The organism is Pyramidobacter sp. C12-8, assembly GCF_002007215.1.
Classification (GTDB): Bacteria; Synergistota; Synergistia; order Synergistales; family Dethiosulfovibrionaceae; genus Pyramidobacter.
Genome location: NZ_MUHX01000030.1, coordinates 1 through 25,713, shown reverse-complemented (window position 1 = coordinate 25,713; position 25,713 = coordinate 1). Strand labels below are relative to the sequence as shown.

The following is a 25,713-nucleotide window of genomic DNA, read 5'->3' as shown; positions in this document are numbered from 1 at the left end:
CTTTTTCATCGAAAATCAATATCAAAAAAATACGCCACCCCTCCACGAAAAAAGCGGCGAGAAATTTCCCGCCGCTCGTAAAAACCTTCGATTATCCGCGCCGCTATTTCGCGACGCGCGCGTTCCAGTACAGCGCAAATCGCTGCAGATCCACGCCTTCCGTGCGCGCGCTCTCGCCGAACACGTCGCTGTAATGACCGAAGACGATGGCCGCGCCATATTCATAGAGAAAACGCTGCAATTCCGCCCAGGCTTTCGAAGCCTCTTCAGGAGAAGCGGCGCGGCGGATCGCGGCGATCCCCTCGGGGATCTCGGGGACATCGAGCCCAGCCCAGTTCTTCATCAGCACCGCCAGCTGTACTGGCGTCATGTTGTAACCGTTGCTCGTAATGAAAAGGCTGAATTTGTCGGGATCAGACCGACGCTCCATGAACGTGGCGAAGTCGTAGCTTTGCACCTCGGCATTGATGCCCACCTTCCGCAGCTGGTCGTGCGCTGCCAGCGTTGCGTTGTACATCTCCGCGTAGTCGGCCGTCGTCACCAGCACGATCTTTTCATTCTCGTACCCGGCCTCCGCCAGAAGTTTTTTCGCCTTTTCGGGATTGTTCTGATTGTAGTACTCCCTGCCAGCATCGCTGCCCCACAGAGCGTCGTCGGGATTGCACCAGCCGGGGTCGAGAATGTACAGATCGGGTTCGCCGTAGCTGGCCAGCATGACGTCGCTGCAGTTCATCGCCGCCAGAATGGCCTGACGCATCTTCCGGTTCGCCATGATCCCCTTGGTCGTGTTGAGGAACATGTTCAGCGTGCCGGACGTCTTCGCGCGGAGCACCATGGACTTGTCGCCGGCCACTTCGGCATAGCGATCCGCAGGGAAGTCCTCCACCACGTCGAACTGCCCAGTCTGCAGCCCGGCAACGCGCGTTGCCGGATCGACCACCACGCGGAAACAAAGCCTCTCCGTCAAAGCGCCCTTTCTGCCGGCAAAACCCGACGGCTCGCCGGCCGGCTGCCGGTAACTGTCATAGCGTTCGAGCAGCACGTACTGATCCTGCTTCCACTCCTTCAGCCGATACGGGCCGGTGCCCACGCAGGTAGAAAGCCCCTTGCCCGCGGCAGCTTCTTCGGCCAGGGCGCGGGGATAGACGGCCGCGAACTGAACAGGGGCGGCCAGCACCGAGAGCGCGTCGCCGTAAGCCTCGGGCATCGTCATCGTCACCGTGTAATCGCCGTCGGCCGCGAAAACCGTCCCGCCCAGAAGCGCCTTGGCTTTGCCGGAAGCGCCGAGCCAGTGCGTCATCGACGCCGCCACGTCTTCGGCCTTCATCTCCTGACCGTTGTGGAACTTCACGCCGCGGCGCAATTTGATCGTATAAACCTTGCCGTCGGCACTGACGCCGTAGGACTCGGCCAGCACCGCCGTCGGTTCGTGGCGCGCGTTCATGGCGAACAGCGGCTCGTAGATATGCGAACCGATGGCGCCGACGATATTGGAGTTCACGCTGTGCGGTTCCAACGACGGCGGATTCGCCGTGATCGCGATGTTCATTTCCTCGCGATATTCCGTCGCCAACGCTCCGCCCGGCAGAACAAACGCGCCGCACAACAGCGCCGCCAAAGCCAAAATGCCGTATGCCTTTTTCATCACTGGACCATCCTTTTTCCGTAAAATTCCCGAAATCATTCTTTCGGGATCAATAATAAATATTATTCTAAACGAGTATATCACAAATTACAGCTTTCCTTCCCTCTGAAAATATCCCAGTCTAAAATATTTCTCCGCTCCTTTTTGCACATACGGCCGGCTTTTTTCGCATGGCGCGGGGGCGGATAAAAAAAATTCTGCGAACCGCAAAAACGGTTCGCAGAATTTTTTCGTCCGGATCGCAAAAGCTAGAAGTTCTCGGCGATGTACTTGTAGGCGGACATGCCGGCTTCGGCGCCGTCGGCGGCGGCGGTGATGACCTGGCGCAGGGGCGTGTCGCGCACGTCGCCGGCGACGAGGATGCCGGGGACGCTGGTTTCCATGTTGCTGTTGGCCACGACCCAGCCGCCCTTTTCGGTGCACTTGACGAGATCCTTGACGAGCTCGTTGTTGGGCTCGGTGCCGACGAACATGAACACGAACTCGACGGGCAGGTCGCTGATCTCGCCGGTCTTGACGTTCTTGAGCACGACCTTCTGCACGAAGTCGCCGTCGCCCTCGATCGACTCGACGACCGAGCTGTAGACGGGCTGGACTTTGGGATTCTTGAGCATGCGCTCGACGGCCATCTCGTCGGCGCGGAACTGGTCGCGGCGATGGATGATGTAGACTTTATTGGCGAACTGAGTCAGGTAGCAGCCCTCTTCGACGGCGGTGTTGCCGCCGCCGACCACGGCCACGTCGACGCCTTCGGTGAAGGCGGCGTCGCAGGTCGCGCAGTAGCTCACGCCTTTGCCGGTGTATTCGGCTTCGCCGGGGCAGCCCAGCTTGCGGAACTCGGCGCCGGTCGCCACGATGACGACCTTGGCCTTGTAATCGCCCTTGCTGGTGCTAACGACCTTGAACTTGCCGTCTTCCTTGATGCTGTTGACGGTGCAGTCGATCATCTCGGCGTTGAAAGCCTTGGCGTGCTCGACGAACATCTTGCCGATCTCGGGGCCGCTGCTGTGCTTGATGGCGGGATAGTTCTCGATCTCCTCGGTGCGGTTGATCGCGCCGCCCCAGTTGCCCCGCTCCAGCACGACCGTTTTCAGTCCGGCACGCCGGCAGTAAACGGCCGCAGCCATTCCGGCAGGGCCTCCGCCAATGATGACAACATCTCTTTCTTCCATCTAAAATCTTCCTCTCTGCACGGAGATTTTCCGCTGACGTCAGCGGGTGTAAACAAGAAACATATTCGAGATTATATCAAAGTCAAGAAACGTTTCATTGCGGCAAAACATCGGCAAAACGCCACCCGATCACTCTATCACAACCGGCAATATCGCGCAAGAGAACCGTTTCACGAAAAGCTTTCGGCGCGAGCGCGCGCAGCGCTGCCGTCTGCGCGCCGCCGCCGTACTCGACGCAGAAGAAGCCGCCCGGGCGCAGCACGCGCCCGCAGAGCTCAAAAAGCCAGCGGTACGGCTCCAGCCCGTCGGGACCGCCGTCGAGGGCCAGCCGCGGCTCGTAACGCGAGACTTCGGGCATCAAACGCTCGATTTCGTCGGAAGGGACGTAGGGGGGATTGGACACCACGAGCGAGACTTCGCAATCGGGAATGTCTTCGGGCGCCTCGCTGGCGATCAGGCGGGCGCGAGGAGAGAAGCCGAACTTTTCCAGATTGCGTCGCGCGCAGTTCAGGCTGGCGGGATTCTTTTCCACCATCAGCGCCCGCGCGTTCGGAAAGCGGTTCAGCAGCGCCAGCGCCACGCAGCCGGTGCCTGTGCCCCAGTCGAGGAACGCGCCGCCGTCGAAATTTGCCGCCGCGCATTCCACCAGCAGCTCCGTTTCGGGGCGCGGCACGAGGCAGCCCGCCTCGACGAGCAGCGAAAGGCCGTCGAAATCGCAGCAGCCCAAAATGTATTGCAGCGGCTCGCGCGCCTTGCGCCGGTCGCAGGCCGACAGCGCCGCTTCCGCCACGGCGGCGGGCGCGGCGTCGGGCAGATGAGCGTGGACCCAGGCGCGCCCTTTGCCGGCATAATGAGCGAGGATCAGGTCGGCTTCGAGAAGCGGCGAATCGAGTTCCTTCAGCTCGGCGGCCAAAAGCGCGCGCAGTTCGCCCAGCGTGCCGGGCTTATACGCCATCGAGCGCTTCGAGCCTGGCGGCCTGCTCGGCCATGACGAGGGCCTTGATCATCTCGTAGAGGTCGCCGTCCATCATGTATTCGAGCTTGTAAAGCGTCAGGCCGATGCGGTGGTCGGTGACGCGGTTCTGCGGATAGTTGTAGGTGCGGATGCGCTCGGAACGGTCGCCGGAGCCGATCATGCCCTTGCGCTCGGCCGATTCGGCGCTGCGCTGCTTCTCCACTTCGGCGTCGTAGAGGCGGGTCTTGAGCACCTGCAGAGCCTTGGCGCGGTTTTTGATCTGCGAGCGCTCGTCCTGGCAGGTGACCACCAGCCCGGTGGGCAGGTGCGTGATGCGCACGGCCGAGTCGGTCATGTTGACGTGCTGGCCGCCGGCGCCGCTGGAGCGGTAGGTGTCGATCTTCAGGTCTTCGGGACGGATCTCGATGTCGATGTCGTCGGCGACGGGCATGACGACGACCGTCGCCGACGAGGTATGGATGCGTCCGCCCGCTTCGGTGGCGGGGACGCGCTGCACGCGGTGCACGCCGCTCTCGTACTTGAGCTGGCTGTACACGCCGTGGCCGTGGATCTGCAGCACGATCTCCTTGTAGCCGCCGACGTCGGTCTCGTTCTCGTCGACGATCTCGAGCTTCCAGCCCTCGCGCTCGGCATAGCGCGAGTACATGCGGAACAGGTCGGCGGCGAACAGGCTGGCTTCGTCGCCGCCGGTGCCGGCGCGGATCTCCATGATGACGTCTTTCTCGTCGTTGGGATCCTTGGGCAGCAGGGCGACGCGCAGCTGCTCCTCGATCTCGGCGAGCAGAGGCTCCTTTTCTTCCAGCTCCATCTTGGCCAGCTCGGCCAGCTCGCGGTCGCCGCCGCCGGCCAGTTCTCTGGCCTCGGCGATCTCATCCCGGACCCGACGGTAGCGGCGATAATCGCCGACGACTTCTTCCAGTTCGGCGTGCTTCTTGCCGAGGTTCTGCATCTCCTTGAGATCGGAGACGACGGCGGGATCGGCCATCTTCCTTTCAAGTTCGACGTAAAGCGCTTCCAGTTCGCGCAGTTTCGGTTCCAGGTTCATTCAGACGGCCTCCGTGCGGTCAGAATCGAATTTCAGATCGAGAGCTTCTTCGAGGGAGCGGATGCCCACTTCCACCTGATCGGCCCCCGGCTCTCTCGTGGTCAGATACTGGAGCGACATGGCCGGCGCCATGACGCAGCGCCCGGCGCGCCCCAGCCGCGACATGGCGCGGATGAACTCGTAGGACACGCCGACGACCACGGGGATCAGGCAGACGCGCGAGCCGACGCGCCAGACGATGCCGCCGGGGCCCGCCAGGGAAAAGACGACGATGCTGACGATCACGACGATGAGCAGAAACGACGTGCCGCAGCGGGGGTGCAGGCGCGAGCAGCGGCTCACGGACTCCACCGTCATGGGGCGGCAGGACTCGTAGGCGTTGATAGTCTTGTGTTCGGCGCCGTGGTAAGCGAGCACGCGGGCCATGTCCTTCCACAGGCCGATCATGCCCAGATAGGCGACGAACACCCCTCCGCGCACGCAGCCTTCGATCAGGTGCCCGCTCCAGGCCGACAATCCGGCGGCGCGGCGGATCCAGTCGGCGGCGTAAACCGGCAGCACGATGAAGAGCCCGATCACCATAATCGCCGCTACGAGTCCCGTCAGAAACACGTCGCGGGGCGTCATCTCGTCGTCCTCGCCGAGGGAGAGGCTGGCGGACTTGGACAAGGCCCTGAAGCCTTCGCGCAGCATCTCGATCATGTTGAGAAAACCGCGGACGACGGGGATCTTGCCCCAGCCGGTCTTGCTCCAGTTTTTGGCGGGCCAGTGCTCGGTGACGATCTCGCCGTCGGCGCGGCGCACCGCCAATCCCCAGCGGGTGTAGCCCTTCATGAGCACGCCTTCGATGACGGCTTGCCCGCCCACGGGCATGGGAGCGGGACGTCCGTCCTCCGTTTCCGCGGCAAGGGCCGCCAGCGAGGCGGTCAGCGCCGCGGAAAATTTTTTCGCCGCGGAAAAGGTCACTTTGGCGAGACTCCTTCGAAAACGCCGGCCAGCCACGGTTCCTTCTCCACCAGCAGTTCGGCCATGCGGCGCACCATCTCGCGCACTTCCCACTGCGCGCCGGAGACGAGCACGCGCTTTTCGTAGATGTCGAGCAGCGAACGCAGGTTCAGCGTGGTGACGAAGTTCGTGCAGATGCCGCCGGGCAGCGCGAAGCGCGCGTCTTCCATGGGCGCGCCGGCGGCGACCAGTTCGTCGTAGCCCTTCTGAGCGGCGGCCATGGCGGCCTGGTAAGCGGACAGTCTCGCCGGATCGGCGGCGATCGTGGGCGGCGTGACGTACTCGAACGTCTGCCCGCGCTTCTCCGTGCCTTCGGAGACGTAACGCTGACTCTGCACCGACAGGGAAACGCCGATGCGGTGGCGGCTGTACTGCGCCAGCAGCGTGCGCGACACGCCCGCCACGGCGTAGGTCACGGAGCAGTGCTCCAGCGTGCTGAGATGGCGGGCTTTCAGCAGAAAGTTCACCAGCTTGAGCATTTTGCCCTCGCTCTCGTCGAGTTCGAAAAGCTCCTGCGGCGCCATGGTGCTGTGGCAGGTGCGTCCGGCCGTCCAGATCGTGCGCAGGAAATCGGGCGTCTTGTTGATAATTTTGATCTCCATCGTTCAAAACCTCCTTTGAACGCCGGGCACGAAACGGATGCTCGAACGCCCGGCATATTTATGCGGCAACGCCCCGGCGGGGCGCAAAACGCAGTTGAAAAAAAAACGGGGCGCAGGCCCCGTCTTTTTAGTCCGAACTCTCTTCTCTCTGGCCGTAGTTCATGCCGGCGTACTTTCTGTTGAACTTCTCGAGGCGGCCGGCTTCGGAAACGACGCGGCTCTTCTTGCCCGTGAAGAAGGGATGACAGGCCGAACACACGCCGACCTTGATCTCCGGGACCGTGGCGCGGGTCACGAAATGGTTGCCGCAGGCGCAGGTTACCTGGCATTCAACGTAATTGGGATGGATGTCCTTTTTCATACTTTGTGCACCTCCTAGCGTACAAAGATCTTCCATTTACATTGGTAGAATTTAACACAACTTGAGCTTTCGCGCAAGAGTTGAAAAGTCTCCTCACGGAGGCCGCACCGCGCGAAACGACTCAAATGTGCATGACGCCGACGCTGACGCGCTCGTGGTGGGCGATGGCATGAAAGGCCGCATCGCCGGCGACGGCCACGGCCAGCCATTGAGCATTGCGCACGATGGCGATCTTGGCGCCGACGCTCGTTTCGAGCAGGCCGCAGGGAATGAAAGATTTGAAGGCTTCCTGCGCCGCGTGCATGAGCGCGTGCATCTCCGCGCCGTCCTTGCGCACGACTCCGCTGTTCAGCGCCGCGCCGACCAGAGCACGGCTGGCCTTCGCGGCAAGCTCGCCGGAAATGCCGCCCACTTCGGTGGCCACGCCGCGCCACCCGCAGGCGCTCAGCGCTTCCTTGATGCGGCGCTCTTCGCCGATCCCGTCCGAAAGCGCCAGATAAAGCGCCGCTTTGGCGACGTCGCCCGTATCGTTGATGCGCATGCGCACCGTCACGTCGCAAAGAGGGAGCTCCGGCGCGGCAGGGACCGTTTTATTCTCCGCCGCGCCGCCGCGGCCTTCCGCTTCGGTCTCGGCAGCCCGGCAGCCGACTTCGCCGTCGGCGGGAACCGCCGTTTTCTCGCCGACCACCGCGGTCTCCGCGGAAAAATCCATGGGGGCTTTTTCGTCCGGTGTCCTCTTCCCCGTGAAGATCCCGCTCCATTTCATCCATACCCACCCCCTTTCTCAATCCTCTCGAAAAAACGCCGCCGCCCTTTTTCACCGCCGGGAATCCATACGCCGTTTCACCGGCGGAACGCTATTCGTTCTTGAATTCCTTCTCGAACGACTGCCCGGAACTCATCAGCACGCCGACCATCTTCAACTGGTCGACGTTGTCGCAGATGATCTTGATGATACCGGCGATCGGCATGGAAAGCAGCGCCCCCGCCACGCCCCAGAGCCAGCCCCAGAGCAGCAGCGAAACCAGGATCATGACCGGACTGAGATTCATGCTGTCGCCCATCACCTTGGGCGTGATGATGTTGCCGATCGTCACCTGTACCGACAGAATCACGCCGATCGTCATGAAGACCTGCGGCGGGATGCCGAACACAGCGCCGGCCGCCGCAGGATAAAACTGTACGATCGAAATCAGGATCGGCGGCACCGAAGCGACGATCGAACCGACCGTGGGAATGAAGTTCAGGAAGAACGCCAGCACGCCCCACGTCGGTGCGAAATCGACGCCGATCCAGCTCAGCCCCAGCCAGATCAGGATCCCCGTCGCGCCGCTGATCAGCGTCATCACCGAAAGGAAACGGCCGATCTGCGTCGAGATCGAATCGAGGATGTTCATGACCTGTCCGCTCTTCTGCGGAAACGCCTTGCGCATTTTATACTCCACGTAGGGACTGCCGAAGAGGATGAACATCAGAAAGACGATCACCATCACCGTTTTGGACAGGATCGTGACGATCGACCCCGACAGCGCGATGATATAGGAACGCAGCGCCCCGCCCCAGTCCACGCCCCGCAGGTAGGTGGCGGTGATGTTGTATTTGGCCGAGAACTGGTTCCAGATGGCGACGAGCTGTTCGTAATAGTTCATGAACTTGTCGGTCGAACCGACGAACAGCTGGCTCAGGAAGCTGCCCGCCTGCGACGTGATGTACAGCAGCAGCGCCAGCAGCAGGAACGTAGTGATTTCGACCGGCACTTTCAGACGAGTCATGAAACGCACTCCCGGCGCCATGATATATGAAATGATCCAGGCGATGACCAGAGGCAGAAAGACATTCTGCGCCGCCTGCAGGACGACCCCCACGGCGATCACCGTCAGCACGGCGACACAGCCTGTTAAAATCTTCAGGTCTTTCAACTTTCGCACCCCTTCTTCAGAAAATCAAAATCTCCGATCTTTTTCATATTATATCCATATTCGCTCATAAAAAAAAGGACGCCTTCGCAAAAAGGCGTCCTTTTTTAGGTTTCGAATATCTCTCTAACCGTCGAGAGGCGCTTAGTCCTCCGTGAAAACGGTCTGCTCGGTCACCGGGGTCTGCAGGGCCTTGAGGGCGCGGGTGACCAGACGGTAACGAAGCGCGAACTCCTCCTCGGGCTTCAGCGCGGGGTTGCCGAGGGGGTGAGGAATGGCGACCGTGGGGATCAGACGGTTGGCGCCGACGCTCAGGGAGATCGGCACGATCGTCAGCATATGGACCACGGGGACGTCGGCATTCTCTTCAATAGCCTTGACCATCGTTGCACCGCAACGAGTACAGGTGCCTCAGGTGGAGGTGAGGATGACCGCGTCGACCTTGCCGTGCAGCTTCTTGCCGATTTCCGTGCCGAAGCGCTTGGCGTTGGCGACGCCGGTGCCGTTGCCGACGGTGGCGTAGAAATAATCGTAGAGCTTGCCGATCTTGTGTTCCTTCTCCAGCTTGCGCATCACGTCGACGGGCAGCACGCGGTCGGGATCCTCGTTGGCGTAGGTCTGATCGTAACCGCCGTGAGCGGTCTGATACTCGCCCTGCTTCAGGTCCTCGACGCCGGCGATGTTGTACTCGCCGTAGTTCTGGGCGCTGGAAGCGGCGATGTGGTCGGGATTGCCGAAGGGCACGATGCCGCCGGAAGTGACGAGGGCGATCGTGGCCTTGCTGACGTCCTTGAGAGCCGGCCGGGGCTCGACGCGGTCGAACACGGGCATCTTGTACTCGGTCTCGAACTTCTCGCCCTTGAGCTTGCTGATCAGCATCTTCACGGCGCGTTCGGCGCCGACTTCGTCGTAGAATTTGTTGACGCGCACGCCGCGCTCGATGTAGCCTTCGGCGGCCGGGGTGCCGAGCTTTTCGCCCTTCATCTGGCGCAGGATGATGCTGGCCATGGCGGGCACGGCCTTGCCCAGTCCGCGGGCGCTGTCGGCGGCGCTGACGATGTAGGTGTACTTCTTGTACAGGTCGACGCCGGGGTTCTCGACGTACATGGCGGAAACGGTGGGAATCTCGAGCTTCTCGCCCACGGCCTTGCAGACGGCGCCGCAGGCGGTGCCGTAGCGGCCGGCGTTGAAAGCGGGACCGGCGACGAAGCCGTCGGCGCCGTATTTCTTCACGGCCTCGACCACGAAGTCGGAAGCGGCGTCCATGTTCTCGGCGAAGTAGGAGTCGCCGCAGATGATGGTGGCAACGATATCGGCCTCGCCCTTGAAAGCGTTCTTCAGGGCCAGACCGGGACCGACGATGCCTTCGCGCACTTCGGGCGCGATGTCGGCCTTCTCTTCTCCGCCGATGCCGGCGAAGAACTGGTTGATATAGTGAACCACTTTATAAGTCATAAGTTCCCCTCCTTAAGAGTCTGTCCTTGGAAAAAGGGATTCGCGCGTCTTGGCCGCGAACTAGATCGTGTAAGCGCCCAGCTTGGTGAAGCCAACTTCGCTGGTGGCGCCGGTGATGATCTGGATCTCGGCGAAGATGCTGCCGTCCTTCTTCAGCGAGCCGAAGAAACCGCCGGCCATGACGTCGGCAAACTGGATGTCGCCGATGACCTTGTCCATCGGAGGCAGGGTGATCGTAGCGTTGGCGTTGCCGGCGGTGACGCAGGCGTCGCCTTCGGGGCAGGTGTCGGCCAGAGACTGGGAGGCGCCGTCGCGGTTGGCGTACTCGTCGGTGACGAGGACCGTCTTGATGCCCTTGCGCTCGCACTTCCAGCAGTTCATGACCAGGTCGGCGTCGGGGTTGCCGAAGCCTTCCTCGGAAATGACGGCCGCGTCGGCGCCAAGAGTCTGGGCCAGCTTGACGGCGTAGGAGCTGCTGCGCTTCTTGTCGGCCAGCGTCACGTTCTCGTTGGTGATGACGACGCCGATGAAGTTCAGATCCTTGCCGTGGTGCTCGTAAAGGCTCTTGATGATGGGGTTGTTCAGATGCACGTAAGTGCTGTTCTTGTCGCAGGCGGACACGCAGTTGCCGGAGCAGATGGCGCCGTCCATGACTTCGGTGGCGTTGATCACCGAGGGGATGATCTTCTTGGCGTCGACGCCGTAGACGTAGGTGTCGTGAAGCAGTCCCTGGGTCTGCAGCATGTAGATGTAGGCGACCTTGGGCAGTCCGGGATAGGCGGCCAGGGCGTCCTTGTAGCAGGGAGCCTCGAACGTCTCGACCTTGTCGGCCTTGAATCCGGCCTTCTTGATCTGCTGGGCGATGAAGACGGCGGCCTTCAGGCCGGCCATGCGGCAGCTCGTCTCGCGGTTGTGGTTCTCGAGCCCCTCGACGGGATTCAGGACCAGAACGATGTTCTTGGTCTTGGAGAACGGCGTCAGCTCGGCGCCGGGGCCGGACATGTCGACGATGCCTTCCTGCGGGGCGACGAGACGGCCGGTGGTGACCACGGCGGCGCCGTCGAGGACCAGAGTGGAACCTTCCCCGACGGTGTCGACGTCGCCGATCATGCCGGGGAACACCTCATTGGTGCCCTCGATCTTGCAGCGGGGCTCGACAACGTCCTTCACGGGCATGATGCGGGTCTTTTCGCCCGGATGGGCCAGTTCCACATCGACACTGGCGAGACGATCGTCATCCATCAGATGGTCGATGATGGCCTTCTTGTTGATGGTGAGCACTCCGCCTTTGACGGAGAATTCGTCCCCAAACGCGATCTTGTCAATCTTTACCTTATGGAGTTCAAGCTTCAAGATAACTCCTCCCTTCTGAATGTTACCCATGCCCCTCGTCGGGGCACTGATGCCGGAAAAATCCGGCGGCGCGCGGTACCTGTATCGTTAGATCATGGCCAGAAGAGATTCCACGCTCTGCCCAGCGGAGGGAACCGCTCCGTGCCCGGATAAAACGCTAGCGGATCAGATCGTTCTTGAGAAGCGTCTCCTTCATCAGCTCGAAGTCGATCTCGGAACAGTCGGCCGACATCCGGGGCGGCGTCTGCGCCGGAGTCAGCGGGTGGGGATCGTTCGCGTAGACGAGCCCTGCCTCTTCGATCAGGTTGAGGCCGTATTCGTCGAAGCCCGATTTTTCGTCTTTTTTGAGCAACAACGTGCGAAAGGGCTGCTGATGCGGACGAAAGTTGCCGTACAGCGGATGGTTCTGCAGAACCCATCCCTTGTGGATCAGGTCGCGCCCGGCTGCGATGACGTCTCTCCCGGCGCCGTCGACGAACTGCACGGGCAAATCGGCGCGGTCCTTGTAGCGCGGGTTGTTCGTAAGCAAAATAAAGCGACAGGACATCACGCTCACCTCTCTGGTGGTCATGAGTCTCTGTCGTACGATTCGCACGTATATTCAGAGCGGCGTCCGCTCGGGATCCTTTGTGCCTGAGAGTTTCCGCAATGAAAAAACGTTTTGCGTTGCCCCTTCGGCGTCCGACGCTCACAAAACAGGTCGGAATCTCTCTCCCGAATTTCTCTCGCCAGGTTCATTTTACAACCAACGAGAAAAATATCAAGTTTTTTACGATCGCTCAGTAATGTTTTTTATGAAAGAACAGTCGATCCAAAAGTACGAGGAATACACCAAAACCGCAAAAAGGCAAATTTATTTTGTGCATTTTAAACAAACGCCTCGAAGAAAGAAATATTCTTACGACATTCTGTCACAACATAAAGATTTACGGCCTTTATTTTTCATTTAAAAATACAAACCCATTCACGACAAAAAACATCCCGCCGCGCCCTCCTCCCCGCGCCGATTTCCGCTCCGGAACTCACGCGGCGTCCGATGCAAAAAGCCCGCGCGAAACGCGCGGGCTTTTTCGTTGGGCGAGGTTATTCGCAGAGCTTCTTGACGTTCTCTTCGATCTGCTCGATGGTGACCGTGTCACCGCTGAGACGGGCCACTTCGGCGCCGTTCTTGAAGAACAGGAAGGAAGGAAGGCTCATGACCTTGAGGGCCATGGCGACGCGGCGGCCGCCGGCGATGTTGACCTTGCACAGATCGACCTTGTCGGCATACTTCTCGGCGAGAGCTTCGACGCTGGGCATCAGGGCAAGGCAATGAGTGCACTTGGGGCCCCAGAAATCCATAAACATGGGTTTGTTTTTGCTGGCTTCGATCGCCGCTTCATACGTCTCTTTCGTAAGTTCGACTGCCATAGTGAATCCACTCCTTGAAAGGTGTTTTTGTCCGCGCAGTTCGTGCGGCTTTTACCGTTTCATTTTAACGCCAGAATCGGTTACGTCAATGACGCAAAATGAATAAGATATAAACGCCTCAAAGTTCAAACATGCAACAAATTGGAAAAACGTTTCGGGCGGGATGCAACTGCCGTGCGGCGAAAGCGTTTCGCCGTTGTATAATTGACGAAGGGTTTTCGAAAAAAAAAGGGGGCGGACAGATGTGTCTCGCAGTGCCTCACAGAATTGAAGAGCTTTGCGGCGACGGCAGCGCGATCGCTTCGGCCGGCCCGATCCGCCGTTCGATCCGCGTCGACCTGCTGGACGCGCCGGCCGTGGGGGATCTCGTGCTGGTGCATGCCGGTTTTGCCATCGAAAAAGTCGACGAACGCGACGGCGCGGAACTGGAAGCGCTCTGGGCCGAAATCCGGGAAGGCGCCGGCGATGCGGGGCAGCTTCCTTTCTAGCGCCGCGCGGACGTTGGCGGAGCTGGCCCGGCGCACGGGACCGGTCACGCTGATGGAAGTCTGCGGCACTCATACGGTGTCGATCTTCCGCAGCGGCCTGCGCTCGCTGCTGCCGGAAAACGTCGCGCTGCTTTCCGGCCCCGGCTGCCCGGTCTGCGTCACCGATCAGGCCGACGTCGACCAGGCCATCGCGGCGGCTTCGCTGCCCGGCGTGGCGTTGTGCAGCTACGGCGACATGATCCGCGTGCCGGGACGAGGCGGCTCGCTGCGCGAAGCGGCGGCCCGCGGCGGCGACGTGCGCGTGGTCATGAGCGCCTTGGACGTGATCCCGCTGGCTCTGCGCGAGCCGCAGCGGGAGTTCGTTTTTTTCGCCGTCGGCTTCGAGACGACGACGCCGCAGACGGCCCTGCTTCTTCAAGAAGCGAGGCGTCTCGGCGTCGGCAACGTTTCCGTGCTGGTCGAACATAAGCGGGTCCTCCCGGCGCTCGAACTGCTGGCGCAGGATCCGCGGACCGGCGTGAAGGGTTTTCTGCTGCCGGGGCACGTCTCGAGCATCATCGGGCTGGAGCCTTACGGGATCCTGGCCGAAAAGTACCGCCTCGCCTGCGCCGTGGGCGGCTTCGAGGGAGAGCAGATCCTGCTGGCGTTGTGCGCGCTGCTGTCGCAGATCGCGCGCCGGAAGCCGCGCATCGTCAACGCCTATCCGAGCGGCGTGCGCGATCACGGCAATCCGCGCGCCCGGGCGCTGATCGACGAGTGTTTCACGCCCTGCGACAGCGTCTGGCGCGGCCTGGGCACGATCGGGATGTCGGGGCTGAAACTGCGCGCCCCGTACTCCCGCTGCGACGCCCGCGCCAAGCTGGAGCTGCCGCCCGCCGTCAGCGCGCCCATTCCCGGCTGCCGCTGCGGCGAGGTGCTGCGCGGCCGACTCGCGCCGCCGCAGTGCGCTCTTTTTGGAAAGGTCTGTACGCCGCAGGAGCCCGTCGGCCCCTGCATGGTCTCGTCGGAAGGAAGCTGCGGCGCGTGGTACCGTTACGGCCGCCGGGGAGGAAGACTATGAGCGAACTGATCTCGTTGGGCGAAGGAAGCGGCGGCCGCCTCACGGCCGATCTGATCGCCTCCGTGATAAAGAACTTCGCCGCCTGCGACGGGCAAAAAGGCGGCTGCGAAGACTGCACGTTTATAGAAGGGAATCTGGCCGTCACCACCGACGGCTTCACGGTCTCGCCGCGATTTTTCCCCGGCGGCGACATGGGGCACCTGGCCGTCTGCGGCGCCACGAACGACCTGGCGATGCGCGGCGTCAGGCCGCAGTGGCTGACGCTGGGCATGATCATCGAGGAAGGGCTGCCGCGCGCGGAATTGCTGCGCCTCGTGCGGAGCGCGGCCCGGCAGTGCGAAGCCCTCGGCGCCACGCTGGCGGCCGGCGACACGAAAGTGGTGCCTCGCGGCGCCTGTGAAGGCGCGTTTTTCAACGTCACCGCCCTCGGCCATGCCGTCACGCCCCGGCCGCTGGGCATGAACCGCCTGCGTCCCGGCGACGCGCTGATTCTCTCCACCACGCCGGGACGCCACGGCGCGGTCATCGCCGCGCTGCGCTACGGACTCGACCGCGGCGGCCTGGAAAGCGACTGCGCCGCCCTCTGGCCCCTGCTGGCGCCGTTGTTGCCGCTCGAGGGCCTGCGCTGCATGCGCGACTGCACGCGCGGCGGCCTCGGCACCGTGCTCTGCGAGTGGGCCGAAGCCGCGGGCCTCGGCATGGAGATCGAAGAGGAACGCCTCGCGCTCCATCCCTCCGTCGCCGCCATCTGCGACATCCTCGGTTTCGATCCGCTCTACCTCGCCAGCGAAGGCTGCGCCCTGATCGCCTGCGCCCCGGCAGAAACTGAAAACGCGCTCGCGCGGCTCCGCCGCCATCCGCTGGGGCGCGACGCCGCCCTTATCGGCACCGTCACGGCGGAACACGCCGGGCTCGTGGGCATGAAGACCCGGCTCGGCGGCTCCCGCATCGTCGACATGCCCGTCGGCGAGATCCTGCCGCGGATCTGCTGACGAATTTCCCTCCGACGCGCGCCAAAATGAAAAGCGGCCGCCTCCCGAGAAGGCTCCGTCGCGCGGGACGATCTCCGACCGCCGCGCGGCCTGCGCCACCCGCTTTGCGGATCTCTCGAAGTCGTATGAGCAAAAAGACGGCAGATCAGCAAAATTTCAGCGCAATATTTTTTGCTGAAATTTTGCTGATCTGTTTGTTTATTTGGCGATTCTATCAGCTAAAACACAATTTTTCTTTGTTTATTCACTTCTATTCGTTGATTTCGTTTGTTCATTTATGGCATGATGTGTTCATCGGGAGGTGACGTTTCATGTTAAGCGAAGAATTAGTCCAGCTGATCCAGTCGCTCCGCCAACAAAAGGCGGAATCCCGGACCATCGAGGTCAAGGCAGCTCACGACGGCTGTCCGCAAAAACTGTACGGCACGCTGTCCAGCTTCTCCAATCAAGACAGCGTCGGCGACGCAGACCTGCCGATGACGGACTACGAACTGTACAGCTACGAAGCGTTCCGCCGCCGTCTGCATGACGACGAACGCCCCGTCGAACGCGCCACGTTGCAGATGCTGGATCAAAACCAACTCCATCGATATCTTTCACAAAAGCGTTTTGAACGTCCCGGCTTCAGCCAGCTTTCCGAAGCGCAGGCCTATGAAATGCTGAACATCACCCGTGGCGGAGCTCTCACTCTGGCCGCCGTGATGACGTTCGGCCTGTATCCGCAGGGATTCTTCCCTCAACTGGCGATCACCGCTGTGGTCGTTCCCGGTACGCGCATCGGCGACGTCGACGCCGGGCGCGCCCGTTTCATCGACAATAAAAGGATCGAAGGGTCTCTGTCCGCCATGGCGGAAGAAGCTCTCGCTTTCTGCAGCCGCAACATGAAGGTGCGGACCGTCGTCGACGCGCAGACAGGAGAACGGCGCGACGTCCCAGAATACCCGCTCATCGCGATCCGCGAAGCCATCCTCAACGCGCTGATCCACCGCGACTACAGCCTCCATACCGAAGGGACGCCCATACAGATCGACTTTTTCACCGATCGGCTCGAAATCCACAGCCCCGGCGCGCTCTATGGCCGCATGACCGTCGAACAGCTGGGACAGGGTCGGCCCGATCTGCGCAACTCCACGCTGGCAGTCATGGCCGAGACGCTGACGCAGGCCGAAAATCGTTATTCCGGCATCCCCACCATGTGCCGCGAAATGGCGGCCATGGGGCTGCCCGAGCCGGTTTTCGAAAATCGCCGCAACGAATTCGTCGTCACGTTCTACAACCGCAGCCGGAACGATCGGCCTGTCGGCGTAGACGAACTGCCCGACAGCGCGGCGCGCCTGCTCGAATTCTGCCGGATCCCGCGTACCCGTCGCGAGATCGCCGATTTTTTAGGCATAAAAACCGTGTTCTACGTCACGCAGCGTTACATCACGCCGCTGCTTGATGCCCGACTTCTCGCCATGACGCTTCCCGAAACTCCGAAGAGCCGGAAGCAGAAATTCCGCGCCGCCGTACAAAGATAAATCTCAAGAAACATCAAGAGGACTTCCCGTGTGCGGGAAGTCCTCTTTGTTTGTTACATCAGCCCCTGGATCAGGATCGCCAGGATCAGCAGCGGCAGCACGAACTGAAAATATGGCTTGAAGCGGCGGCTCATCTTGATGCCCACGCCCTTGTTGCACTCCGCCAGGTATTTGTCGAAGCCCCAGCCCCATTTCGTCACGCAGAACAGCAGATAGATCAGCGACCCCAGCGGCAGCAGCAGATTGCTGACGACAAAGTCTTCGCTGTCGAGCACGTCGCGCGAACCGAGGATGCGCACGTCGCTCCACAGATTGTAGCCCAGCACGCAGGGCACGCTGGTCACGAGCACGAAGGCGCAGTTAAACCACACGGACTTGGTACGCGACCAGCCGAAGTTGTCCATGCAGGCGGCCAGGATGTTTTCGAACACGGTGATCACCGTCGAGAAGCTGGCGAAGGTCATGAACAGGAAGAACAGCGAGCCCCACAAACGGCCCGCCTCCATGTTGATGAAGACCTTGGGCAGCGTGAGGAAGATCAGCGACGGGCCGGCGTCGGGCTGCACGCCGAAGCTGAAGCAGGCGGGAAAGATGATCAGTCCGGCCATGAACGCCACGAAGGTGTCGAGCGCGACGATGCGCACGGCCTCGCCGGTCAGCGTGAACTGATCCGACATGTAGCTGCCGAAGATCTCCATCGAGGCGATGCCGAGGCTGAGCGTGAAGAACGACTGGTTCATGGCCGCCATGATCACGGAGCCGAGCCCGGAAGCCTTCATGCGCTCCACGCTGGGCAACAGATAAAAGCGCGCCCCTTCCCCAGCCCCCGGCAGCAGCAGACTGTGCACCGCCAGCACCACGATCAGCGCCAGCAGGCCGAGCATCATCCACTTGGTGACCTTCTCCAGCCCCTTCTGCATCCCCATGGAACAGACCAGAAAGCCGCCGATCACCGTCAGCGCCATGCACAGCGCCATCTCCTCGGGATTGCCGAGCATGCCGCCGAAGACGCCGTTCACCTTCTCGGCCGCCATGCCGTCGAACGTGCCGAAGGTGAACTTGAAGAAGTACGACAGCATCCAGCCGGAAACCGTCGTGTAGTACATCATCAGCAGATAGTTGCCCGCCACGCAGAACCAGCCGTGTACGTGCCATTTGCTGCCGGCCGGCTCCAGCGTCTCGTAGCCCTTGACGGCGCTCTTGCGGCTGCCGCGTCCCACCGCCAGCTCCATCGTCAGCACGGGAATGCCCATACAGATCAAAAACAGCAGGTAGAACAGCACGAAAATGCCGCCGCCGTTCTGCCCCACCAGCCAGGGATACTTCCACACGTTGCCGATGCCGATCGCGCACCCGGCGCTGACCAGGATGAAACCGATCCGCGACTTGAAACTCTCTCGTTCCATACCCTTCACTCCTCAAACGACAAGATCTTCAGAACAGGCGAAAAATTCCGTCTCGCCGTTTTCCTGAAAAGTTAGCGGCATTATAGCACATGTGCCACGTTTTGAGGGGCATTTTTTTCATAATTCAGCACATTGCGAGAATACGACGAAAAAACAGCGGCGATGAAACGGCGCCTGCGGAAGGCGGCGCGGGCGGGGCGACCTCAAGAACCCCGCCGATTGAAGTGATTCGGATTTCCGGATTTCATTAAAACGGAACCGGCGCGTTTTTTCCTCACGTTCGCGGCAGACGCCGATTTTTTCCCGATGCGGGGCGTTACTCCGTGAACCAGTTGCGCCATCTTCGCATCTCGTATTCCTGCACGTTCCCGCGGCTCAGACGCTCGATGGCCCAGTCCATCCGGCGCAGCAGGAGCGCTTTGTGCTCCGGCAGACGCCCTTTCAGCGGAAAGGCGTTGGTCTTGTGGGTCCCGTCGTAGACGGTCGGTATCTCCAGCAGCGAGAGAAGACGCCGCCCCTCGCCCAGAGCCTCGAGCGGCCGAAGCCGCTTGAACTCGCCCGCGCGCACGCGCTCCGCCAGACGGGCTCCCCTGAACAGTACCAGGTTCACCACCGTCAGCTCGAAGGGATGCGCTCCGTTCAGCAGGCTTGCCGTCTCGGCGATGTGCTCGTCGGAAAGAGCCCGTCCCCCCAGCCCCAGGATGACGTAGACTGAATAGCTTATCCCGGCGGCGTCGAGCTTCCTCATGGCCTCGGCGTTCCCGGCGCGCCCCACGCCCTTCTCGTGATAGCGGAGCACCCGCTCCGACCCCGACTCGATCCCCAGGCACAGGCGGTCGTATCCGGCCGCGCGCAGGATCTCAAGTTCCTCCGCCGACTTTTTCATCACGTCGTCCGCCCGTGCGAAGCAGGAGACGGACTCGCACTCGGGAAAGGCGCCGCGCAGCTCCCCGGCGATCCACAGCAGTTTCTCCGCGGGCAAACAAAACGGGTTCCCTCCAGACAAAAGACAGCGCCGCACGGGCCGGCGGTCGTATTTGTGGAGAAAACGCAATTTCCCGACCTTGTCCCGTATCTCCGGGCAGGAAAGCTCCCGGTAGGCCAGCCCGTGATTCAGGTCGCAGAAGAGGCAGCGGCCATAGCTGCACCCCACGGAGACGGGAAGCTGCACGGCTCGGGATTCCGCCATCGGCACGTAGTAAAAGGCGCCGTATTCTTCGTAAAGCTCTTTTCTGAGCCGCGCCGCAGTCTCGACGAAATCGCGGTCCACGCCGTCAGGCCCCGTGCCCCGGCGGAAGCGATCCGGCATTTGCGCTGCGCTTGACACTAACGCCCTCACGCCACGGACCCCACGAATTTGCGCACTCTCGGCGCGCTGCGGAAAAGCGACGCGAGCTCGACGGAAAACCGCTTCAGCGCGGGAATGTTGCAGTATCGCGACGCCGCCAGGACAAAGCCGAGCAGCACCGCGAAAACGAGCGGGACGAACGCCATCGAAACCGTGTCTTTGAATCCCGAGAAGATAATCGTGAACATCCGTAAAAAATAGTCGAACTGAAAAAACATGCGTTCTTCCCTCTTTTCAATCAGCCGCCACAATGCGGCAGGCGTCCTTTTTCCGGATGCCTGCCGCATCGTCGGCAGCGATTTTTTTACGAACCAACGCCGCTTCGATCGTATTTCTGCCGGCGGCCGGAGCGATGCCGATACCCCTTCTTTTCGCCGATCGTCCGCCGCAGTTCGCTCTCGAAGCCCGACCATTCCTGAGTCAATTCTTCCCGTTCTGTATTCATTGTGTTTATTCCTATCAGGAATTCTAGTTTAAAGCCGTTGGCCTGTCAAGAGCGGCGTTCTTTTCGAAAAGCGAAGGGCGGCGGCGCGATAAAATGTGGACGGAAGCCGGCCGGCTTTCGCCCGCATTCACGCCGCCAAAAACAAAAAAACGGGCTTTCAGCGCGACTATGCTGAAAGCCCGTGAACATTCTGGCTCCTCGAGCAGGACTTGAACCTGCGACCTAGTGATTAACAGTCACCCGCTCTGCCGACTGAGCTATCGAGGAATTTTATGGAGGCGGCACCCAGATTCGAACTGGGGATAAAGGATTTGCAGTCCTCTGCCTTACCACTTGGCTATGCCGCCGGTCTCTTAACGTCAAAATGGAGCGGAAGACGGGATTTGAACCCGCGACCCCAACCTTGGCAAGGTTGTGCTCTACCCCTGAGCTACTTCCGCATCGGATGGTGGCGAGACCCAGAATCGGACTGGGGACACGGGGATTTTCAGTCCCCTGCTCTACCAACTGAGCTATCTCGCCGTGCAATGGCGGGGCTGAAGAGACTCGAACTCTCGACCTTCGGCGTGACAGGCCGACGCTCTAACCGACTGAGCTACAACCCCTATTGGATGGTGGGCGATACAGGGATCGAACCTGTGACCACCTGCTTGTAAGGCAGGCGCTCTTCCGCTGAGCTAACCGCCCCTGTATGCCGCCTCGCTAGCACGAGGAAGATTCTATCATCATGCTTTGGACCTGTCAAGTTCGGTTTCGCAAAAACCCCGCGCCGCCCGAGCGCCGCTCAGCGCTCTCTTTCAGCCAGCAGACGCGCCGCCGCGCCGCCCATGAACGCCTCTTTTTCCCGCTCGTCCAGGCCGCAACCCCGCAGCCGCGACGCGAAGCGCTCGCGGTCCAGGATCGGCCAGTCGGTGCCGTACAGCATCTTGTCCAGCGCGCCAGCGGCCTTCGCCGCGGCGAGCACGCGCGCGTCGTACAGGAACGGCCAGGCGGCCGTGTCGTACCGGGCGTTTTTGAGCGCAAGTTTCATCTCCGGCATGGTCTCGTACAGCCAGAGGCCGCCGCCGAAGTGGGCGAAGATCACCCTGACGCCGGGATGGTTCAGGCAGAACGCCGCGGCTTCCTTGGGCCCGACGTTGCCCTTGCCGTCGTAGTCGTGCCCCACCGGCTCGGCCGTATGCACGTTGAGCAGCAGCCGGCGCTCCTCCAGCACGGCGGCCAGCCGCCACGTCTGGCGCCGGTCGCCGAGATCGAAGTTCTGCCCCTGCGGAAACAGCTCGCCGATGCCGATCAGCCCGGCGTCGGCGCAGCGCTCCGCCTCGGCGGTAAACCCCCGCGTCAGCGGCGAGACCGAGGCGAAGCCCTTCAACCGCCCCGGATAACGCCGCACGGCGTCGATCACGTAGTCGTTGCAGATCGCGCACAGCCCGGGATCGCGGAACGCGAAGCCGAAGATCCACGACTGCTCGACGCCCGTCTCGTCCATGCGGCGGATCAGCTGATCCGCCGTGCCCCATTTATGGACCCTGTTGTGCGTGAGCAGATCGAAATGCGGCTCCCTTTTCGAAATCAACTCCTGATCCCTGACGAACTGTTCGGGATACACGTGGACGTGCACGTCGATTACCGGTGTCATGACCATTCCTCCTCGCCGTCTCGCCCGCATCATAACAAAAAAAAGGGGATCCCGCCAGCGACGGGATCCCCTTTTTCAGGCACATTTTTTCGTATCGGGCGATTAAGCAAGCACGACGGTCGCGCCGGTACCCTCGAACTGCTTGACGAGAGCTTCGGCGTCTTCCTTGGACAGGCCTTCCTTGATCGGTTTGCCGGGGTTCTCGACAAAGTCCTTGGCGTCCTTGAGGCCAAGGCCGGTGACTTCGCGGACGACCTTGATGACCTGGAGTTTCTGGGCGCCGACTTCCTTCAGCACCACGTCGAACTCGGTCTTCTCCTCGGCGGCGGGAGCGGCAGCGCCGGCAGCGGCGCCGCCCGCGGCCATCATCACGGGCGCGGCGGCGGAAACGCCGAACTTCTCTTCAAGGGCCTTCACCAGGTCGGCCAGGTCAAGAACGGACATGCTTTCAATCGCGGAAATGATCTCATCTTTGGTCATAGTAATTTTCCTCCTCGGGAAATTTGTTCAGGCGGCCTCAGGCCGCCGGATTCTCGGATGTGCGCTCTCGGAGCGCGGTCACGCTGCTTTTACGCAGCTTCTTTCTTCTTGTCGGCGATCGCGGACAGCGCGGTCACAAGGCCGCGGGGCAGGCCGGACAGAACCGTAACGAGGCCGCGGAGCGGGCTGGCGATGGAGCCGACCGCCTTGGCGATGAGCTCGTCGCGGGAGGGCATGGCGGCCAGAGCTTTGACGTTGTTGAGGTCCAGCAGTTCCTTCCCCATCACGCCGCCCTTGATGACGAACGCGGCGTTTTCCTTCACTTCGCTGAAATCCTTGATGGCCTTGGCCACGGCGGGGCTGTTGTCGGCGGCGACGACGTAGAGGTTGGGCCCCTTCATCATCTTCACGTCCTTGGCCAGTCCCACTTCGTCGAGAGCGATCTCGGCAAGCCGGTTACGGGCCACTTTCGCCTTGCCGCCGGCAGAGCGGATCGCCTTGCGCAGCGCGGAAGCCTGAGCCACGGTCAGACCGCGGTATTCGGCGACGAAAATCGCCTCGGCGCCGCTGAACAGATCTTTCAGTTCGGCAACCTGATCAACTTTATACTGTGCGGGCAAATCGATTCACCTCCTCAAATAAAAATCTTCCCCGCCTCCGCAGGCAGGGAAGATTGAACGCCACAATACGCGCGCACGGCGCAGCATGAAGTCGTTTTACATTCCGAACCTCGGTGGGCGGCAAACCTTTGTACCCGAAGGTACCCACTGTCTTAAGTTCACAGTTGTGGATTATACCCGAAGGGATAAAAAAAATCAACCCCTCGCTTGCGCGAGAGGTTGACGAAGGGCGAAACCTTATTCGGCGGCAGCCGCGCAGATTTTTTCCGCGTCGGCGGCGTCGATGCGCACGCCTACGCCCATGGTCGTGGACAACGTCAGGGACTTCACGTAAGCGCCCTTGACGGCGACGGGGCGGGACTTGAGCACCGCGGCGTAATAGGCCTTGATGTTCTCGAGGATCTTGTCCTTGCCGAAGCTGGCCTTGCCGATGGCGTTGTGCAGGATGCCGAACTTATCGACGCGGTACTCGACGCGGCCGGCCTTGATCTCCTTGACGGTCGAGCCGACGTTGGCCGTGACCGTACCGGCTTTGGCGCTGGGCATCAGCCCGCGGGGGCCGAGCACCTTGCCGAGAGGGCCGATGAACTTCATCATTTCCGGCGTGGCGACGACGGCTTCGAAGTCCATCCAGCCGCCCTTGATCTTGTCGACCAGATCGGTGCTGCCGACGTAATCGGCGCCCGCTTCCTGAGCTTCCACGTTTTTGTCGGTGGAAGTCAGGACGACGACGCGCTTCGTCTTGCCGGTGCCGTTGGGCAGGCCAACGGTGCTGCGCACCTGCTGATCCGCCTGACGGGGATCGACGTTCAGACGGACGTGGATCTCCACGCTCTCGTCGAACTTCGCGTTCGCGGCCGAAAGGGCCAATTCGATGCCCTCTTCGAGGCCGTACGCCTTGAGGGGCTCCAGCTTCTTGAGAAGCTCGGCGCGTCTCTTGCCAATTTTTGCCATTGTTTTTTCCTCCTTGTGGTGATGACGGCTTTCGCCTTCCACGGTACGCCTTGCGGCGGCTACTCGGTGACGTCGACGCCCATCGAACGGGCGGTGCCGGCCACCATCGCGGCGGCGGCGTCCACGTCGTTGGCGTTCATGTCGGGCAGCTTGACCTTGGCGATCTCCATGACCTGGGCCATCGTCAGCTTCGCGACTTTGCTCTTGTTCGGCGCGCCCGATCCTTTTTCGATTCCCGCAGCCTTACGAATCAGCACGCTTGCAGGCGGTGTCTTGAGGATGAAGGAGAAGCTTCTGTCCGCGTAAACGGTCAGCACGGCGGGGATGATCATCCCCGGCTGAGACGCCGTTTTCGCGTTGAACTGCTTCACGAACTCCATGATGTTCACACCGTACTGGCCAAGCGCGGGTCCCACGGGCGGCGCAGGTGTGGCTTTGCCAGCGGGCAGCTGGAGTTTGACCACGCCAATGACTTTCTTTGCCATACTTAAAGACTCCTCTCGCTAATGCGCAGATTTAGTGAAGCCCGCTCCCATCGTACAAGAGACGGCGGCGGACTTATTTATCAGAGCTTTTCCAGCTCTGCATAATCCACTTCGATCTCAGTGTCGTGTCCGAAGACGTTGGCGCTGAATTTTACCTTGCCCTTGCCGGGCGAGATCTCCGTCACGGGGCCCTCCATGCCGGCGAGGGGACCGGCCGACACGCGGACGCGGTCGCCGATCTCGCAGTCGATCTCGACCTTGGGCGCCGGGGCGGCTTCCTTCTCGCCGATCTTGACGAGGATCTCGTCGATCTCGCTGTCGGTGATCGGCAGCGGATGGTTGCCGGCGCCGATGAACCCCGTCACGCCGGGCGTATGACGCACGACATACCACGACTGCTCGTCCATGATCATCTCCACCAGCACGTAACTGGGGAAGAGCTTGTGGGAAATGCGTCGCGACTTTCCATCCTTGACAACGACTCGTTCTTCCGTCGGCACGAGAACGCGGAAGATCTTGTTCTCCATGCCCATCGAAGCAATCCGCTGATCCAGGTTGGCTTTGACCTTGTTTTCATATCCAGAATAGGTCTGGACAGTGAACCATTCATGTTTTTTTTCGGTCATAGTAAAAAAGGGACCCGAAAAACATCGGCCCCCTGAACCTCCCTGCAATGGAATTGGATGCCCGGCAAAAAGATCCTATCCAAGAATCTTTGAAAAAACTCCCGTCAGGACCAGATCGACGATTCCGAGATACGTCGCCACAAGGAGCGTTACAAAGATCACGACCAGAGTAGAATACCAGACTTGCTGTTTGCCAGGCCAAGTGATCTTGTTGAGTTCGGCGCGCGCTTCGCGGAGCGTGCTTTTGAGCTTATCCACAACCTTGGCCCCCTATTCTTTTTGTTTTGGTCACAACATAATGGCAGGCCCGGAAGGATTCGAACCTTCAACCCTCGGTTTTGGAGACCGACGCTCTACCAATTGGAGCTACGGACCTGCGACAATCAGGGATTATACACTACTTGCTCTCTTTGTGCAAGGTGTGTTTTCTGCAGTGCTTGCAGTACTTGTTCAGCTGAAGTTTGCCGTTCATGTTCTTCTTGTTGATGAAGGTCACGTAGTTGCGGTTCTTGCATTCAGTGCATGTAAGGCCGATCTCGTCTGCCATGACGTGCACCTCCTCTCAGTGAAAAAAAATTCCGGGAAAAATCCTCCCGCCGCCAGAGCAGGAGGATTTTTTCTTTCAAAGTCCTTTCCTTATAAAAGGCCCAGGGAGATCTACTCGAGGATCTGGGAGACGACGCCGGCGCCGACGGTGTGGCCGCCTTCGCGGA

General features: G+C 61.0%; 28 protein-coding genes, 7 tRNA genes, 1 riboswitch and 1 other annotated feature. Of the genes, 4 read left to right on the top strand and 31 right to left on the bottom strand.

The genetic code is table 11. The features are described 5' to 3' along the window. Positions 1-103: 103 nt before the first annotated feature. The 13 genes from B0D78_RS10345 to B0D78_RS10285 all read right to left on the bottom strand — a co-directional run bounded on the left by B0D78_RS10345 (position 104) and on the right by B0D78_RS10285 (position 12,940). On the bottom strand, positions 104-1,645 hold the full coding sequence (locus B0D78_RS10345) for an ABC transporter substrate-binding protein (RefSeq protein ID WP_078016884.1): 1,542 nt from the start codon (positions 1,643-1,645) through the stop codon (positions 104-106). Between the two features lie 248 nt (positions 1,646-1,893). Next, positions 1,894-2,817, bottom strand: a complete 924-nt coding sequence (locus B0D78_RS10340) for an NAD(P)/FAD-dependent oxidoreductase (RefSeq protein ID WP_078016883.1) — start codon at positions 2,815-2,817, stop codon at positions 1,894-1,896. Between the two features lie 94 nt (positions 2,818-2,911). Then, a complete protein-coding gene (gene prmC / locus B0D78_RS10335) occupies positions 2,912-3,772 on the bottom strand; it encodes a peptide chain release factor N(5)-glutamine methyltransferase (protein WP_078016882.1) in 861 nt (286 codons plus the stop codon). Continuing rightward, positions 3,762-4,838: a peptide chain release factor 1 gene (prfA, locus tag B0D78_RS10330; protein WP_078016881.1), complete on the bottom strand. Its 1,077-nt coding sequence runs from the start codon at positions 4,836-4,838 to the stop codon at positions 3,762-3,764. Before prfA ends, prmC begins: the two co-directional genes overlap by 11 nt. Beyond that, on the bottom strand, positions 4,839-5,804 hold the full coding sequence (locus B0D78_RS10325) for a DUF1385 domain-containing protein (protein ID WP_078016880.1): 966 nt from the start codon (positions 5,802-5,804) through the stop codon (positions 4,839-4,841). It lies immediately after the preceding gene. Continuing rightward, positions 5,801-6,445: an FAD-dependent thymidylate synthase gene (gene thyX / locus B0D78_RS10320; RefSeq protein ID WP_078016879.1), complete on the bottom strand. Its 645-nt coding sequence runs from the start codon at positions 6,443-6,445 to the stop codon at positions 5,801-5,803. Before thyX ends, B0D78_RS10325 begins: the two co-directional genes overlap by 4 nt. Positions 6,446-6,572: 127 nt before the next feature. Next, positions 6,573-6,806, bottom strand: coding sequence for a 50S ribosomal protein L31 (rpmE, locus tag B0D78_RS10315; RefSeq protein WP_078016878.1), 234 nt, complete (start codon positions 6,804-6,806; stop codon positions 6,573-6,575). A 121-nt stretch (positions 6,807-6,927) separates the two neighbouring features. Continuing rightward, on the bottom strand, positions 6,928-7,572 hold the full coding sequence (locus tag B0D78_RS10310; RefSeq protein ID WP_233543540.1) for a HutP family protein: 645 nt from the start codon (positions 7,570-7,572) through the stop codon (positions 6,928-6,930). Positions 7,573-7,663: 91 nt separating this feature from the next. Continuing rightward, positions 7,664-8,734 (bottom strand): AI-2E family transporter, encoded by a 1,071-nt coding sequence (locus tag B0D78_RS10305; RefSeq protein ID WP_240496162.1) that lies wholly within the window; start codon positions 8,732-8,734, stop codon positions 7,664-7,666. 132 nt (positions 8,735-8,866) lie between these two features. After that, complete coding sequence (gene grdB, locus B0D78_RS10300) at positions 8,867-10,177, bottom strand: glycine reductase complex selenoprotein B (RefSeq protein ID WP_078016876.1); 1,311 nt, start codon at positions 10,175-10,177, stop codon at positions 8,867-8,869. 60 nt (positions 10,178-10,237) lie between these two features. After that, positions 10,238-11,530 (bottom strand): glycine/sarcosine/betaine reductase component B subunit, encoded by a 1,293-nt coding sequence (locus B0D78_RS10295; protein WP_078016875.1) that lies wholly within the window; start codon positions 11,528-11,530, stop codon positions 10,238-10,240. 157 nt (positions 11,531-11,687) lie between these two features. Next, positions 11,688-12,077, bottom strand: a complete 390-nt coding sequence (locus tag B0D78_RS10290) for a GrdX family protein (RefSeq protein ID WP_078016874.1) — start codon at positions 12,075-12,077, stop codon at positions 11,688-11,690. A gap of 63 nt (positions 12,078-12,140) precedes the next feature. Continuing rightward, positions 12,141-12,255: riboswitch (glycine riboswitch) on the bottom strand. 358 nt (positions 12,256-12,613) lie between these two features. After that, a complete protein-coding gene (locus tag B0D78_RS10285; protein WP_078016873.1) occupies positions 12,614-12,940 on the bottom strand; it encodes a thioredoxin family protein in 327 nt (108 codons plus the stop codon). Between the two features lie 242 nt (positions 12,941-13,182). Here B0D78_RS10285 and B0D78_RS10280 point away from each other — a divergent pair, with 242 nt between their 5' ends. The 4 genes from B0D78_RS10280 (at position 13,183) to B0D78_RS10265 (ending at position 17,000) form a co-directional block, all read left to right on the top strand. After that, positions 13,183-13,428, top strand: a complete 246-nt coding sequence (locus tag B0D78_RS10280; protein ID WP_009165174.1) for a HypC/HybG/HupF family hydrogenase formation chaperone — start codon at positions 13,183-13,185, stop codon at positions 13,426-13,428. Next, positions 13,406-14,488 carry a hydrogenase formation protein HypD gene (gene hypD, locus B0D78_RS10275; protein WP_078016872.1) on the top strand — a complete coding sequence of 361 codons (1,083 nt, stop codon included), beginning with the start codon at positions 13,406-13,408 and terminating at the stop codon, positions 14,486-14,488. The genes B0D78_RS10280 and hypD overlap by 23 nt, the downstream gene beginning before the upstream one ends. After that, complete coding sequence (hypE, locus tag B0D78_RS10270) at positions 14,485-15,480, top strand: hydrogenase expression/formation protein HypE (RefSeq protein WP_078016871.1); 996 nt, start codon at positions 14,485-14,487, stop codon at positions 15,478-15,480. Before hypD ends, hypE begins: the two co-directional genes overlap by 4 nt. A 311-nt stretch (positions 15,481-15,791) precedes the next feature. Continuing rightward, entirely contained in the window at positions 15,792-17,000 is a 1,209-nt protein-coding gene (locus B0D78_RS10265; protein ID WP_078016870.1) for an ATP-binding protein, read from the top strand. Between the two features lie 53 nt (positions 17,001-17,053). On the opposite strand, the gene B0D78_RS10260 is transcribed toward B0D78_RS10265, so the two are convergent. From B0D78_RS10260 to rpmG, 18 genes are all read right to left on the bottom strand, one after another. Further along, complete coding sequence (locus B0D78_RS10260) at positions 17,054-18,406, bottom strand: sodium-dependent transporter (RefSeq protein WP_078016869.1); 1,353 nt, start codon at positions 18,404-18,406, stop codon at positions 17,054-17,056. Positions 18,407-18,722: 316 nt separating this feature from the next. After that, positions 18,723-19,715 (bottom strand): radical SAM protein, encoded by a 993-nt coding sequence (locus B0D78_RS10255; RefSeq protein ID WP_078016868.1) that lies wholly within the window; start codon positions 19,713-19,715, stop codon positions 18,723-18,725. Between the two features lie 26 nt (positions 19,716-19,741). Then, on the bottom strand, positions 19,742-20,167 hold the full coding sequence (locus B0D78_RS13260) for a hypothetical protein (RefSeq protein WP_205948305.1): 426 nt from the start codon (positions 20,165-20,167) through the stop codon (positions 19,742-19,744). A gap of 223 nt (positions 20,168-20,390) precedes the next feature. After that, positions 20,391-20,466: transfer RNA gene (locus B0D78_RS10245), tRNA-Asn, on the bottom strand. Between the two features lie 6 nt (positions 20,467-20,472). Then, positions 20,473-20,546 (bottom strand) — tRNA-Cys (locus tag B0D78_RS10240). Positions 20,547-20,564: 18 nt separating this feature from the next. Continuing rightward, positions 20,565-20,639, bottom strand: a tRNA-Gly gene (locus tag B0D78_RS10235). Between the two features lie 6 nt (positions 20,640-20,645). Then, positions 20,646-20,721 (bottom strand) — tRNA-Phe (locus B0D78_RS10230). A 6-nt stretch (positions 20,722-20,727) separates the two neighbouring features. Continuing rightward, positions 20,728-20,804: transfer RNA gene (locus B0D78_RS10225), tRNA-Asp, on the bottom strand. A 7-nt stretch (positions 20,805-20,811) separates the two neighbouring features. Next, positions 20,812-20,886: transfer RNA gene (locus B0D78_RS10220), tRNA-Val, on the bottom strand. A gap of 97 nt (positions 20,887-20,983) precedes the next feature. Further along, positions 20,984-21,835, bottom strand: coding sequence for an amidohydrolase family protein (locus B0D78_RS10215; RefSeq protein WP_078016867.1), 852 nt, complete (start codon positions 21,833-21,835; stop codon positions 20,984-20,986). 102 nt (positions 21,836-21,937) lie between these two features. Then, positions 21,938-22,315: a 50S ribosomal protein L7/L12 gene (rplL, locus tag B0D78_RS10210; protein ID WP_078016866.1), complete on the bottom strand. Its 378-nt coding sequence runs from the start codon at positions 22,313-22,315 to the stop codon at positions 21,938-21,940. Positions 22,316-22,404: 89 nt separating this feature from the next. Continuing rightward, positions 22,405-22,935, bottom strand: coding sequence for a 50S ribosomal protein L10 (gene rplJ / locus B0D78_RS10205; RefSeq protein ID WP_078016865.1), 531 nt, complete (start codon positions 22,933-22,935; stop codon positions 22,405-22,407). A gap of 10 nt (positions 22,936-22,945) precedes the next feature. Beyond that, positions 22,946-23,110: a sequence feature (ribosomal protein L10 leader region), on the bottom strand. A 62-nt stretch (positions 23,111-23,172) separates the two neighbouring features. Continuing rightward, positions 23,173-23,889, bottom strand: coding sequence for a 50S ribosomal protein L1 (gene rplA / locus B0D78_RS10200; RefSeq protein WP_078016864.1), 717 nt, complete (start codon positions 23,887-23,889; stop codon positions 23,173-23,175). Positions 23,890-23,948: 59 nt separating this feature from the next. After that, positions 23,949-24,374, bottom strand: a complete 426-nt coding sequence (rplK, locus tag B0D78_RS10195; RefSeq protein WP_078016863.1) for a 50S ribosomal protein L11 — start codon at positions 24,372-24,374, stop codon at positions 23,949-23,951. 80 nt (positions 24,375-24,454) lie between these two features. Beyond that, positions 24,455-25,000: a transcription termination/antitermination protein NusG gene (gene nusG, locus B0D78_RS10190; protein ID WP_078016862.1), complete on the bottom strand. Its 546-nt coding sequence runs from the start codon at positions 24,998-25,000 to the stop codon at positions 24,455-24,457. Positions 25,001-25,075: 75 nt separating this feature from the next. Then, positions 25,076-25,258 (bottom strand): preprotein translocase subunit SecE, encoded by a 183-nt coding sequence (gene secE, locus B0D78_RS10185; RefSeq protein ID WP_078016861.1) that lies wholly within the window; start codon positions 25,256-25,258, stop codon positions 25,076-25,078. Between the two features lie 41 nt (positions 25,259-25,299). Beyond that, positions 25,300-25,376: transfer RNA gene (locus B0D78_RS10180), tRNA-Trp, on the bottom strand. Between the two features lie 21 nt (positions 25,377-25,397). Beyond that, positions 25,398-25,547 carry a 50S ribosomal protein L33 gene (gene rpmG, locus B0D78_RS10175; protein WP_078016860.1) on the bottom strand — a complete coding sequence of 50 codons (150 nt, stop codon included), beginning with the start codon at positions 25,545-25,547 and terminating at the stop codon, positions 25,398-25,400. Positions 25,548-25,713: the final 166 nt, after the last annotated feature.

Coding starts and splice junctions, on each gene's coding strand:
- B0D78_RS10265 (WP_078016870.1), top strand. CDS start 15,792: ATGTTAAGCGAAGAATTAGTCCAGCTGATCCAGTCGCTCCGCCAACAA.
- B0D78_RS10290 (WP_078016874.1), bottom strand. CDS start 12,077: ATGTCCTGTCGCTTTATTTTGCTTACGAACAACCCGCGCTACAAGGAC.
- rpmG (WP_078016860.1), bottom strand. CDS start 25,547: ATGGCAGACGAGATCGGCCTTACATGCACTGAATGCAAGAACCGCAAC.
- B0D78_RS10260 (WP_078016869.1), bottom strand. CDS start 18,406: ATGGAACGAGAGAGTTTCAAGTCGCGGATCGGTTTCATCCTGGTCAGC.
- B0D78_RS10285 (WP_078016873.1), bottom strand. CDS start 12,940: ATGGCAGTCGAACTTACGAAAGAGACGTATGAAGCGGCGATCGAAGCC.
- prmC (WP_078016882.1), bottom strand. CDS start 3,772: ATGGCGTATAAGCCCGGCACGCTGGGCGAACTGCGCGCGCTTTTGGCC.
- B0D78_RS10345 (WP_078016884.1), bottom strand. CDS start 1,645: ATGAAAAAGGCATACGGCATTTTGGCTTTGGCGGCGCTGTTGTGCGGC.
- hypE (WP_078016871.1), top strand. CDS start 14,485: ATGAGCGAACTGATCTCGTTGGGCGAAGGAAGCGGCGGCCGCCTCACG.
- nusG (WP_078016862.1), bottom strand. CDS start 25,000: ATGACCGAAAAAAAACATGAATGGTTCACTGTCCAGACCTATTCTGGA.
- hypD (WP_078016872.1), top strand. CDS start 13,406: ATGCGGGGCAGCTTCCTTTCTAGCGCCGCGCGGACGTTGGCGGAGCTG.
- rpmE (WP_078016878.1), bottom strand. CDS start 6,806: ATGAAAAAGGACATCCATCCCAATTACGTTGAATGCCAGGTAACCTGC.
- B0D78_RS10310 (WP_233543540.1), bottom strand. CDS start 7,572: ATGAAATGGAGCGGGATCTTCACGGGGAAGAGGACACCGGACGAAAAA.
- rplK (WP_078016863.1), bottom strand. CDS start 24,374: ATGGCAAAGAAAGTCATTGGCGTGGTCAAACTCCAGCTGCCCGCTGGC.
- prfA (WP_078016881.1), bottom strand. CDS start 4,838: ATGAACCTGGAACCGAAACTGCGCGAACTGGAAGCGCTTTACGTCGAA.
- rplL (WP_078016866.1), bottom strand. CDS start 22,315: ATGACCAAAGATGAGATCATTTCCGCGATTGAAAGCATGTCCGTTCTT.
- rplA (WP_078016864.1), bottom strand. CDS start 23,889: ATGGCAAAAATTGGCAAGAGACGCGCCGAGCTTCTCAAGAAGCTGGAG.
- B0D78_RS10280 (WP_009165174.1), top strand. CDS start 13,183: ATGTGTCTCGCAGTGCCTCACAGAATTGAAGAGCTTTGCGGCGACGGC.
- B0D78_RS13260 (WP_205948305.1), bottom strand. CDS start 20,167: ATGGTCGGGCTTCGAGAGCGAACTGCGGCGGACGATCGGCGAAAAGAA.
- thyX (WP_078016879.1), bottom strand. CDS start 6,445: ATGGAGATCAAAATTATCAACAAGACGCCCGATTTCCTGCGCACGATC.
- B0D78_RS10215 (WP_078016867.1), bottom strand. CDS start 21,835: ATGACACCGGTAATCGACGTGCACGTCCACGTGTATCCCGAACAGTTC.
- B0D78_RS10255 (WP_078016868.1), bottom strand. CDS start 19,715: ATGCCGGATCGCTTCCGCCGGGGCACGGGGCCTGACGGCGTGGACCGC.
- B0D78_RS10340 (WP_078016883.1), bottom strand. CDS start 2,817: ATGGAAGAAAGAGATGTTGTCATCATTGGCGGAGGCCCTGCCGGAATG.